This window comes from Lysobacter antibioticus, assembly GCF_001442535.1.
Classification (GTDB): Bacteria; Pseudomonadota; Gammaproteobacteria; order Xanthomonadales; family Xanthomonadaceae; genus Lysobacter; species Lysobacter antibioticus.
In genome coordinates this window covers 1,043,612-1,055,565 of record NZ_CP013141.1, presented here as the reverse complement: position 1 = coordinate 1,055,565, position 11,954 = coordinate 1,043,612, and the positions used below count along the sequence as shown (strand labels likewise).

The following is an 11,954-nucleotide window of genomic DNA, read 5'->3' as shown; positions in this document are numbered from 1 at the left end:
GATCCTGAACGAAGCGGCTGAGATCCTGAAGCGTTACCCCGACCTGAAGGTCGAGGTTGCCGGTCACACCGACTCGAAGGGTACCGATGCGTACAACCAGAAGCTGTCGGAGCGTCGCGCGAAGGCTGCGTACGACTACCTGACCAGCAATGGCGTGGACGCTGGCCGTCTGGTGGGTCCGGTGGGTTACGGCGAGAGCCGTCCGATCGCTCCGAACACCAACGAAGACGGTTCGGACAATCCGGAAGGCCGTGCGAAGAACCGTCGCACCGAGCTGAACGTCCAGAACTAAGCGACACCCGCGGGTTCTTCGGAACCCGCACTGCAACATCCGAAGCCCGGCCTTGTGCCGGGCTTCGTTTTTTTCCGCACCTGTGCGCAGCCAGACGCGGCGACGGTGAAGGCGTCGTCACGCGACGAATGCGGGCGCGTGGGGATCGAGCGATGACCCGGGCAGGCGCTCGTGTGCGAAGTGAATCCGGTCGACGATTGCTGGCGCGCCGGCGATCGCGCCGGTTGTTCGATCCGTCACCCGCGCCTACACTGGCGTATAGCCTTTGCACGACGTCCGGGTATTCGCGCCCGGGCAGAACTACGGGAGAGAGTCATGCGCCACGCCATCGCCGGATTGACGTTGTTCCTCATCGCCGGAGCGGCGCAGGCGCAGGGCGCCAGTAACTGCGCGGCCCTGACTGCCGCCCGTGTGCAGCCGGTGCAGCCGACCCTGATCGCACCGATCTCGCCGGAACTGGTCGCACCCTCGCATCAACTCGGCGCGCCGACCGGCGTGCTCTCGCAGGCGCTCGACGAAGCGCTCTCGGTCGACCAGGTGCTGCTGCGCATCCGTCTCGACGGTTGCAACGTCGCCAAGGCCACGCCGACATCGACCGGCATGCCCTCGGTCAACGATCCGGCCGCCTACAAGCCCAAGACCCAGTTCGACAACACGCCGTGGCGCTTCGATATGAGCCAGGGCGGCAAGCGCATGACCGCCGATGAGTTCAGCGCCTGGATGAAGGCCAAGGGCGTGCGCGTGGCCAAGGGCAACGGCACCGCCGCCGCCGCCGCCGCAGTTCCGGCCGCTGCCCCGGTAGTCGAGCCGGCCCCGGCGCCGGTCGAAGACAAGAAGAAAAAGAAGTAAGCCTCGCCACCGCGATGCGCTGCTTACGGCCGCGGGCATTGCTCGCGGCCGTTTCGCTTTTGCGAACCGCGATGGCAGGCCGTTTCGGTCGACTCCGCAACGCCGTTCCCGACTCCCCGAACCCTCTCGCGCCTTGAGCAAGATTCCGCCCCGACACGGCCTGGCCCGCGTGCTGTCCAAGCAAGGCCTGTGCTCGCGCAGCGAAGCGGCGAAATGGATCGCCGCCGGCCGCGTCGCGGTCGACGGTCGCATCGTCCGCGATCCCGAGTTTCCGATCGTGCAGGGCCGCCACCGCGTCGCCGTCGACGGCAACCCCGTCGATGCCGCACCGCGCATCTACCTGATGCTCAACAAACCGCGCGGGCTGGTCACGACGGCCCAGGACGAACGCGGCCGCGATACCGTCTACCGCTGCTTCGACGGCGCCGGCCTGCCGTGGCTGGCGCCGGTCGGGCGCCTGGACAAGGCCAGCGAGGGCCTGCTGCTGTTCTGCAACGATCCGCAATGGGCGGCGCGCATCACCGACCCGGACTTCGGGCCGGACAAGACCTATCACGTGCAGATCGACACGCTGCCGGAGCCGGCCTTGCTGGCCGCGCTGCACGAAGGCGTGATCGAGGAGGGCGAGCGCCTGCGCGCCAAATCGGCGAGCTTGCTACGCGTCGGCGAGAAGAATGCCTGGCTGGAGATCGTGCTCGACGAGGGCCGCAACCGGCAGATCCGGCGCCTACTCGCGGCCTTCGATATCGAAGTGCTGCGCCTGGTCCGCGTCGCGATCGGCCCGCTGCTGCTGGGCGATCTCGGCAAGCGCGAATGGCGCGAACTCAGCGCCGCCGAGGCGGCTTCGCTGGTCGGGTCGGACTAGCACGGCGCGTCGTCGTCGCGCCATCGCGCGAGGCGGGCGTCGAGCAAGCTCGCCACGACTTCATGGGCGCGCGCGTCGCCCGGGCCGCGTGCGTCGTGGCTGGCGCCCTTGCCGTGATTGCAACGCATGCAGGCGAGGGCGAGGTTTCGCGGGTCGTCGGCATCCTCGCCGACCCTTGCGGTCAGGGCCGCCGCGGCGCGGCGGCCGAACCAGGCGCTCGGCACGACGTGTTCGAGCGAGGCCGAGCCGATCGCGGCGCCGTCCTCGCTCAGGGCGAGCGCGCGCCGGCAGTGCAGGCAGCGCGTGCGCCAGACGCCGTCGTCCAGGCGCGCCAGCGCGTCGGTACGCACGGCCTGCAACAGGCGGCGACGCAGGACGACGCGCATGCGCCCGGACCGATCAGGCCTTGATCACGCCGAGCTCGCGGCCGATCTTGATGAAGGCGTCGATCGCGCGGTCGAGGTGTTCGCGGGTGTGCGCGGCCGACATCTGGGTGCGGATGCGCGCCTGGCCCTGCGGCACGACCGGGAAGAAGAAGCCGATCGCGTAGATGCCTTCTTCGAGCAGGCGCGCGGCGAACTTCTGCGCCAGCGGCGCGTCGTACAGCATCACCGGGCTGATCGGATGCACGCCCGGCTTGATGTCGAAACCGGCCGCGGTCATGCGTTCGCGGAAATAGCGCGTGTTCTCGACCAGCTGCTCGCGCAGATCGCCGGCGGCCGAGAGCATCTCGAAGGCCTTGATGCCGGCGGCGACCACGTGCGGCGGCAGCGAGTTCGAAAACAGATAAGGACGCGAGCGCTGGCGCAGCAATTCGACCACTTCCTTCCTGGCGGTGGTGAAGCCGCCGAGCGCGCCGCCCATGGCCTTGCCGAGGGTGCCGGTGAAGATGTCGATCTTGTCCATCACGCCCTTGACCTCGGCCGAGCCTCGGCCGCTGGCGCCGAGGAAACCGGTCGCGTGGCATTCGTCGATATGCACCAGTGCGCCGTACTTCTTCGCCAGCGCGGTGATTTCGTCGAGCGGCGCGATGAAGCCGTCCATCGAGAACACGCCGTCGCTGGTGATCAGCTTGGTCTTGCAACCGGCGGCATCGGCGGCCTGCAACTGCTTCTCCAGGTCGGCCATGTCGCAGTTGGCGTAGCGGAAGCGCTTGGCCTTGCACAGGCGCACGCCGTCGATGATCGATGCGTGGTTGAGCGCGTCGGAGATGATCGCGTCGTTCTCGCCGAGCAGCGGCTCGAACAGGCCGCCGTTAGCGTCGAAGCAGGCGGCGTAGAGGATGGTGTCTTCGGTGCCGAAGAAATCGGCGATGGTCTTCTCGAGTTGCTTGTGCAGATCCTGGGTGCCGCAGATGAAGCGCACCGAGGCCATGCCGAAGCCGTGCGTGTCGAGCGCGTCCTTCGCCGCCTGGATCACCTCGGGATGATCGGCCAGGCCGAGATAATTGTTGGCGCAGAAGTTCAACACCGTGCGGCCGTCTTCGAGAACGATCTCGGCCGACTGCGGGCTGGTGATGATGCGTTCGGCCTTGAACAGACCCTGGGCGCGGATCTCGTCGAGGGTGTCGGCGTAGTGCTGCGTGAGGCTCGATGCGTCGGACACGGGCGGCTTCCGATGGGGAGGAAAGCCGCCATTCTATTCCAGACCCCGCCCCGCGACCGCTCAGGACTTCGGCGCGGATTTGCCGGGCGCCTGGCCCTTGCGCACCCACGCAGCCCATTGGCTCTGCAGCGCGGGCAGGCTCGTGGCCAGACCATACTCGGCAGCATGCTGCGATAACCATTGCTCGAAATCGTTGCCGCCGGCGAGGGATTCGGCGATCGAACCCAGTACGCCGGGCTTGGCGCTGTCGCTGAGGAAATCGACCCAGCCGCGTACCTGTGCGTAATAGCCGATCATGCGCACCAGTGCGGCGTTGTCGTCGAGGTTGCCGATGCCCACGGTAATGTTGTTCTTGGACGATCTCATCGCAGCCGGCAATCCCGCGTCGGATTTGCGCGGATGCTGCATGCCCAGGAACTGGTCCAGCGGTTTAAGCGGTGCGTTGTAGAGATCCCCTGCGGCCATCTGCACGAATAGGATGCGGCGACTTTCGGTGTCCTTCGGGCCTTCCATCGCGATGGCAGCGGCTTCGTCCAGCCAGTCCGGCGCCGAACTGCCGTAGTGCGCGTCGTCGGTGACCAACGCCTCCTGCGGCCAGTAAGCGGCCTTCAACACGCTGTGGCCGATCTCGTGCCTGAGCAGGTCGGAGCGATCGGCCGAGCGTTGCGCGAAGTCGCGCGTGAGGGCGTTCAGTTTCGCCGGTGCCATCCCGGGGTTTTGCTGTTTGAACTGTTTGCGGACCTGCTTTTCCACTTCCTTGCGCATGTACTCGGTGTCGAGCCACGCCAGCAGCCAATGCGCGCCTTGTTGCTTCAGCGCGGCCTTGGTCGATTCGGGCAGGAGCTGGTTCGAGTCGATCGCGACGACCGCGCCGAACGGCGCCGGGCGTGCGAATGTGCGTGCGAACTCGATCGAGACGATGCGCGCGTACTCGGCATAGGCCGCGGCTTCGCTTTCGCTGCCGGCATAGAACCAGCCGTGTTCGGTGGCCAGGCAATGCGGTGGTGTCGATACGTCGCTGAGGGCGGGGCAGGCGGGTGTGGCTGCTGCTGAGGCGGCCGAGTGCGAAGCAGTAAGCAGGAGCGATGCGAGAAACAGTCGGCGAAACATGATCTTCCTTGATGGCCCACGAAGGCGTGGTTGGCACCGATTCTATCGAAGGCCAGCAGCGGAACGACAGCTGTTGCTGACGCCATGAACTTGGCTCTGGCTCCGGCTCCGGCTGTGGTTCTGGTTCTGGCTCTGGCTCCGGCTCTGGCTCTGGCTCCGGCTGTGGTTGTGGCCATGGCTCTTGCTGTGCGCCATCGCGCACTAGCGAAGGCAATCGAAGACCCGGAGGGCGGCGCTCAGGGATGCGCGCCGTTTTTCATCGGGACAGGGATGTCCCGTATGTAGATCCCTGCGTCGGCAACGAACGTGCGGGCTTGTGATTCAAAGAAAAGCAACTTCTTTGGTTACCTTTGACCGAAGGGAATCCAGACGGACTTTTGTTGCTTATGACTGAGAAAGTAACCCGCCGCTTTAGTGGCGGAAGCTTTAGGCGTTTGATCTTGGTCTTTGAGAAGCCTCAAGCAGGAGCAGAGCTTCCGTCCGCTAACGCGGCCGGGTTACTTTCTTTTGCTAAGCCCAAAAGAAAAGTAACCAAAGAAAAGGGCTCTCCTTGCAAGGGCACAGGCCACGAGTTCGCAGCCCGCGCCGGGATTTTCCGATAAGACGTCCCTGTCTTATCGGAAAACGCCGCACGTCCTGTGCGGCGCCCTCCGGGTCTCCAGGCGTTCTCGCGAGCTCGGTACTACGCCAAGCTCGTCACGGCAACGGCAACGGCAACGGCAACGGCAACGGCAACGGCAACGGCAACGGCAACGGCAACGGTTGAACGTCGCTGTGCTGTTGCTGTGCGCCATCGCGCACTAGCGAAGGCAATCGAAGACCCGGAGGGCGGCGCGCAGGGATGCGCGCCGTTTTTCATCGGGACAGGGATGTCCCGTATGAAAAAGCCCCACGGATGCACCGCTCGTGCGGGCCTGTGACTCAAAGAAAAGCATTTTTCTTTGGTTACCTTTCTTTTGTTGCTTATGACAAAAGAAAGTAACCCGCCGCTTTAGTGGCGGAAGCTTTTAGCGTTTGATCTTGCTACGCAAGAAGCTACAAGCCACAAGCAAGTGCAAAGCTTCCGCTCCCTAAAGGGTGCGGGTAACTTTCTTTTGGCCAAAGCCCCAAAAGAAAGTTACCAAAGAAAAGTGCTTTTCCTTGACGAAGCTCCCCTGCGAGCACGCAGCCCGCGCCGGGATTTTCCGATAAGACGTCCCTGTCTTATCGGAAAACGCCGCACGTCCTGTGCGGCGCCCTCCGGGTCTCCAGGTGTTCTCGCTAGCTCGGTACTGCGCCAAGCTCTTCACGGCAACGGCAACGGCAACGGCAACGGCAACGGCAACGGCAACGGATGCATGCGGACACACTGCGCTACCCGCAGATACGACGAAGGCGCCCTGGGGCGTCCTCGTCGTGACCGGTTTTGCGTTACCTATCGCTCGGCGATACGCAGCGCTCAGTTCCAGCTCAACACGACCTTGCCCGCCTTGCCCGCTTCCATCAGGTCGAAACCCTTCTGGAAGTCGTCGATCGGCAACTGGTGGGTGAGCACCTTGCCGAGCGGGAAGCCCGACAGCACGAGCTGGGTCATCTTGTACCAGGTCTCGTACATCTTGCGGCCGTACATGCCGTGCAGGGTCAGGCCCTTGAAGATGATCTTGTCCCAGTCGGCGCCGGCGCCCTTGGGCATGATGCCGAGCATGGCGATCTTGCCGCCGTGGTACATGCAGTCGAGCATGTCGTTGAAGGCGCGAGGGTTGCCGCTCATCTCCAGGCCGACGTCGAAGCCTTCCATGTGCAGGTCGGCCATCACGTCCTTGAGCGACTGGTTGGCGACGTTGACCACACGGGTGGCGCCCATGTCGGCGGCGAGTTTGAGGCGGAAATCGTTGACGTCGGTGACGACGACGTTGCGCGCGCCGATGTGCTTGCAAATGCCCGCTGCGATGATGCCGATCGGGCCGGCACCGGTGATCAGCACGTCCTCGCCGACCACGTCGAACTCCAGCGCGCAATGCGCGGCGTTGCCGTAAGGGTCGAAGAACGCGGCCAGCTCGCTCGGGATCTGGTCGGGGATCGGCCACAGGTTGCTGGCCGGCATGACGATGTATTCGGCGAAGGCGCCGTTGCGGTTGACGCCGATGCCGACGGTGTTGGGACACAGGTGCTGGCGACCGCCACGGCAGTTGCGGCAGTGGCCGCAGACGATGTGGCCTTCGGCCGAGACGCGCTGGCCGGGGCGGTAGCCGACCACGCCGGGGCCGAGATCGACCACGCGGCCGACGAATTCGTGGCCGATCACCAGGCCGGGCTTGATGGTGCGCTGGCTCCACTCGTCCCACAGGTAGATGTGCAGGTCGGTGCCGCAGATCGCGGTCTTTTCGAGCTTGATCAACACCTCGTTCGGACCGGGCACCGGCACCGGCACTTCTTCCATCCAGATGCCCTTACCGGCTTCGCGCTTGACCAGAGCCTTCATCGTTTGCGTCATGGGAATCGATACCTGAGAGCTGCGGCCGTGCCGCACGGGAGACAGACGCGAATTATACGCCGGCGATGTCGTCCGGGCCGGGCGGGGGTTTGCCCGCGCCGGCCGGCTTGGCCTATCGTCGCGGCTTCGTAATGTTCCGGAATGACCATGCGCCCCCGTGTGTTAGCCCTGTCCCTGGCGCTGTGCGCCACCGCCGCCCAGGCCGACGAAGGCATGTGGATGCCCTCGCAGCTGCCCGAAATCGCGCGCCAGCTGCGCGCCGCCGGTTTCAAGGGCGACCCGGCCGACCTCGCCGAGCTCACCCGCGCGCCGATGAACGCGGTGGTCAAGGTCGGCGGCGCCACCGGCGCCTTCGTTTCCGGCGAGGGGCTGGTGCTGACCAACCACCACGTCGCCTTCGGCGTCATCCAGTACAACTCCAAGCCAGAGCGCGACCTCATCGGCAACGGCTTCGTCGCCGCCGACCGCGCCGCCGAGCTGCCGGCCAACCCGGATTTCCGCGTGCTGGTCACCACCGGTTTCGACAAGGTCACCGATCGCATCCTCGCCGATGCGCGCGGCAAGCGCGGGCGCGCGTATTACGAAGCCGTCGATGCGGCGACCAAGGCCGTCGTCGCCGAATGCGAGCGCGAAGCCGGTTATCGCTGCAGCGTCGCCAACATGTACTACGGCACCGATTTCTATCTGATCCGCCAGCTGGAACTGCGCGATATCCGCCTGGTGTATGCGCCGCCGGACAGCATCGGCAACTACGGCGACGAGGTCGACAACTTCGTCTGGCCGCGCCACAGCGGCGATTTCACCCTGTTGCGCGCCTACGTCGGCAAGGACGGCAAACCGGCCGACTACTCGCCCGACAACGTGCCCTACAGCCCGCCGGGCCATCTGCAGATCGCCACCGATCCGGTGCGCGAAGGCGATTACGCCATGCTCGCCGGCTATCCCGGCGTGACCTTCCGTCACCGCATGGCGGCCGAGTTCGCCCAGCAGATCGAATGGCAGTTGCCGTCGCGCGTGGCCTTGTACGGCAGCATGATCAAGACCGTCGAGCGGGCCGCCGCCTCTGACGCCGAAGCCAAGGTGCGCTATGCGGCGCAAGTGGCCGGTTTCAAGAACACCCTCAAGCGCGCGCAGGGCGAACTCGACGGCCTGCGCCGCAGCGATGCTGTGCGGGTGCGCCGCGACGACGAGGCCGCGATGCTGGCTTGGCTCGACAAGCAGCCCGATGCGAATACGATCCGCGCAGACATCGATGCGGCGCAGAAGGTGCTCGACGCCGCAGCGTCGACCCGCGAGCGCGATCAACTGCTGACCGCGATCCGCACCCAGGCGCAGTTGTTGAACGCGGCCCTGACCCTGCAGCGCCTGGCGCTAGAGCACGCCAAGCCCGACGGCGAGCGCGAGACCGGTTACCAGCAGCGCGACGAAACCCTGATCGCCGGCCGGCTCAAGCAAGTGCAGCGCCGTTATGCGCCGGAAGTCGAGAAGGCCTTGCTGCTGGATTTGTTGAGCCAGTACAAGGCGCTGCCGAAAGCCTCGCGCGTGCCCGAATTCGACCGTGTCTTCGCCGGCGAAGACGCCGACGGCCTCAAGCGCAGCCTCGATGCGCTGTACGCGGGCACCCGGCTCGGCGACGAGGCCGTACGCCTGCAGGCGATGACGGCCGACGCCAAGGCCCTGGCCGCGGCCGACGACAGCCTGTTGCGCGCCGCGGCGACGCTGACCCCGGCGATCCTGGCGTTGGAAGAGCAAACCAAGAGTCGCGACGGCGAACTGCTGCGTCTGCGTCCGGCCTATATGCGCGCCTTGATCGGCTTCCGTAAATCGCAGGGGCGCGCGGTGTATCCGGACGCCAACTCGACCTTGCGCGTGAGCTACGGCGCGGTCAGCACCATGGACCCGCGCGACGGCGTGCGTTATCGGCCGTTGACGACGGTGCAAGGCATCGTCGAGAAACACACCGGCGTCAAACCCTTCGATGCGCCGCAAGCCTTGCGCGATGCGATCGCCAAGGGCGATTACGGCAGCACCATCGATCCCGAACTGAAGACCCAGACCGTCGATTTCCTGACCAACCTCGACACCACCGGCGGCAATTCCGGCTCGCCCGTGCTCGATGCCAACGGTCGTTTGATCGGCCTGAATTTCGACAGTAACTGGGAAGCGGTCAGCGCCAGTTGGATGTTCGACCCGCGCTACAAGCGCGCGATCCACGTCGACATGCGCTACATGCGCTGGTTGCTGGCCAAGGTGTATCCGGCCCCGCACCTGCTCGGCGAGATGCGTTTGCCGGCCGAATAAGTCGGGGTTTTACCGGCGAATCCCGCCCTTTCCCGACCAACGCTCCGGTCGCGACGACGACCGGAGCAGGCGTCGCGGAGCGGGGCGGCCGGGCGCGAAACCCGCGTTTTCCGCCCAATTCGGCGCCTGCGCTGCGCCATTGGCCTGTTTGCGCGTAGCGAGGCTTGCCTCGCCGGGCTAGACTTCGGCCACTTTGTCTGCGTCCATTTCTGGGGGAACACGATGCGCTACACGAAACTGGCTACGGCCATGGTCATGGCCGGCACGCTGGGCGGCCTCGCCACGACGGCCCAGGCCGTCGAAGGCATGTGGGTGCCGCAGCAATTGCCCGAGATCTCCGCGCCGCTGAAGCAGGCCGGGCTCAAGCTCAACGCCAAGCAACTGGCCGACCTTACCGGCGACCCGATGGGCGCGGTGGTTTCGCTCGGCGGCTGCACCGCGAGCTTCGTCTCGCCGCGCGGCCTGGTGGTGACCAACCATCACTGCGCTTACGGCGCGATCCAGCTCAATTCGACCGCGCAGAAGAACCTGATGCGCGACGGCTTCAACGCCGCGGCTCCGGGCGACGAAGTCTCGGCTGGCCCGGCCTCGCGCATCTACGTGCTCGATTCGATCCAGGACGTGACCGCGCAGATCAAGAGCGCGATCGCCGAGGCGGTCGAGCCCATCGACCGCACCCATGCGCTGGAAACGGTCGGCAAGCAGTTGATCGCCCAGTGCGAGGCCGAGCCCGGCTACGCCTGCGAGGTCTACAGCTTCTTCGGCGGCAGCACCTACCGTCTGTTCCGGCGCATCGAGATCAAGGACGTGCGTCTGGTCTACGCGCCGCCCGGCAGCATCGGCAACTACGGCGGCGAAGTCGACAACTGGATGTGGCCGCGCCACACCGGCGACTTCTCGTTCTACCGCGCCTACGTCGGCAAAGACGGCAAGCCGGCCGCGTATGCGAAAGACAACGTTCCGTATCAGCCCAAGCATTACCTGAAGATCGCCGACAAGCCGCTCGGTGAGGGCGACTTCGTCATGGTCGCCGGCTACCCGGGCCGCACCAACCGCTACGCCCTGGCGGCCGAGTTCGACGCCACCGCGGACTGGACGTATCCGACCCTGTCGCAGCACTACAAGAACCTGGTCGCCCTGGTCGGGCAGACCGCGAAGCAGGATCCGGAAATCGGCGTGAAGTACGCCAGCACCGTGCGCGGCTGGCAAAACACGCTGAAGAACTACGACGGCCAGCTCGAAGGCTTCGAGCGCATCGGCGTGGCGAAGAAGAAGCACGCCGACGAAGAGGCCGTGCTGGCCTGGCTCGGCAAGCGCGGCAAGGCCGGCGCGCCGGCCTTGGCCGGCCACGCCAAGATGATCGAGCAGATCGAGGCCGCGAACGCGCACCGCGAGCGCGACACCGTGTTCTCGCAGCTGCGCCGTTTCGGCGTGATCGCCGCGTCCGGCACCCTGTACCGCCTCGCGGTCGAACGCGCCAAGCCCGACGCCGAGCGCGAGCCCGGTTACCAGCAGCGCGATCTGCCCTCGATCAAGGCCGCGTTGGAGCAGATGGAACGCCGCTACGACCCGCGCATGGACCGCGAGCTGCAGGCTTACTGGCTGCGCGAATACGTCAAGCTGCCGGCCGGCGAGCGCATCGCCGAACTCGACCGTTGGCTCGGCGGTTCCGACGAGAAGGCGATCAAGCGCGCGCTCGACAAGCTGGCCAAGACCAAGCTCGGCAGCACCAAGGAGCGCCTGGCCTTGATCGACGACGACCGCGCCGCCATGGACAAGAGCCGCGATCCGGCGATCCAGATGGCCAAGGCGCTGTTCCCGGCGGCGCTGCGCCTGGAGCAGGAAGGCAAGGCCCGCGACGGCGAAACCCTGGTCGCGCGTCCGGCCTACCTGCAGGGCGTGATCGACTATCGCAAGAGCAAGAAGCAGGCGGTCTACCCGGACGCCAACTCGACCCTGCGCATCACCTTCGGCAACGTCAAGGCCTACACCAAGCTCGACGGCAGCAAGCAGGCCTCGTTCACCAAGCTCGAAGAGGTCGCCGCCAAGGCCACCGGCGAGGAGCCCTTCAACGCGCCGCAGAACCTGATCGACGCGATCTCGGCCAAGCGTTACGGCGGCCTGAGCGACAAGCGTCTGAAGACGGTGCCGGTGAACTTCCTGTCCGACCTCGACATCACCGGCGGCAACTCCGGCTCGCCGGTGCTCGACGGCGAAGGCAAGCTGGTCGGTCTGGCCTTCGACGGCAACTGGGAGTCGGTGAGCTCGAACTGGCTGTTCGATCCGGTGATGACCCGGATGATCTCGGTCGATCAGCGCTACATGCGCTGGATCATGCAGGAGGTCTATCCGGCGCCGCAGCTGTTGACCGAACTGGGCGTGCCGGCGAAGAAGTAAACCGCCACGGCTACCCGCAATCGCAAACGCCGGTCGGTTCGCCGACCGGCGTTTGCGTTTCT

The 11,954-nt window shown here is 65.8% G+C and carries 8 protein-coding genes and 1 pseudogene; 5 read left to right on the top strand and 4 right to left on the bottom strand.

Annotated elements, in window-relative coordinates; genetic code table 11:
- Position 1: 1 nt before the first annotated feature.
- The 3 genes and pseudogenes from GLA29479_RS04450 to GLA29479_RS04440 all read left to right on the top strand — a co-directional run.
- A pseudogene (locus GLA29479_RS04450) lies at positions 2-292 on the top strand (OmpA family protein); the annotation flags it as partial.
- A gap of 315 nt (positions 293-607) precedes the next feature.
- Complete coding sequence (locus GLA29479_RS04445; protein ID WP_057970899.1) at positions 608-1,141, top strand: hypothetical protein; 534 nt, start codon at positions 608-610, stop codon at positions 1,139-1,141.
- A gap of 133 nt (positions 1,142-1,274) precedes the next feature.
- On the top strand, positions 1,275-2,006 hold the full coding sequence (locus GLA29479_RS04440) for a pseudouridine synthase (protein WP_057918864.1): 732 nt from the start codon (positions 1,275-1,277) through the stop codon (positions 2,004-2,006).
- Here GLA29479_RS04440 and GLA29479_RS04435 read toward each other — a convergent pair.
- The 4 genes from GLA29479_RS04435 to tdh form a co-directional block, all read right to left on the bottom strand.
- Entirely contained in the window at positions 2,003-2,392 is a 390-nt protein-coding gene (locus GLA29479_RS04435; RefSeq protein ID WP_057918863.1) for a hypothetical protein, read from the bottom strand. The genes GLA29479_RS04440 and GLA29479_RS04435 overlap by 4 nt on opposite strands.
- Positions 2,393-2,405: 13 nt before the next feature.
- Positions 2,406-3,611 (bottom strand): glycine C-acetyltransferase, encoded by a 1,206-nt coding sequence (gene kbl / locus GLA29479_RS04430; RefSeq protein WP_057970898.1) that lies wholly within the window; start codon positions 3,609-3,611, stop codon positions 2,406-2,408.
- A 60-nt stretch (positions 3,612-3,671) separates the two neighbouring features.
- Positions 3,672-4,721 (bottom strand): hypothetical protein, encoded by a 1,050-nt coding sequence (locus tag GLA29479_RS04425; protein WP_057970897.1) that lies wholly within the window; start codon positions 4,719-4,721, stop codon positions 3,672-3,674.
- Between the two features lie 1,438 nt (positions 4,722-6,159).
- Positions 6,160-7,194 (bottom strand): L-threonine 3-dehydrogenase, encoded by a 1,035-nt coding sequence (tdh, locus tag GLA29479_RS04420; RefSeq protein WP_031374186.1) that lies wholly within the window; start codon positions 7,192-7,194, stop codon positions 6,160-6,162.
- A gap of 147 nt (positions 7,195-7,341) precedes the next feature.
- On the opposite strand from tdh, the gene GLA29479_RS04415 reads away from it, so the two are divergent.
- Together GLA29479_RS04415 and GLA29479_RS04410 are read left to right on the top strand one after the other, a co-directional pair.
- A complete protein-coding gene (locus tag GLA29479_RS04415) occupies positions 7,342-9,495 on the top strand; it encodes a S46 family peptidase (RefSeq protein WP_057973067.1) in 2,154 nt (717 codons plus the stop codon).
- 306 nt (positions 9,496-9,801) lie between these two features.
- Positions 9,802-11,892, top strand: a complete 2,091-nt coding sequence (locus GLA29479_RS04410) for a S46 family peptidase (RefSeq protein WP_187308529.1) — start codon at positions 9,802-9,804, stop codon at positions 11,890-11,892.
- Positions 11,893-11,954: the final 62 nt, after the last annotated feature.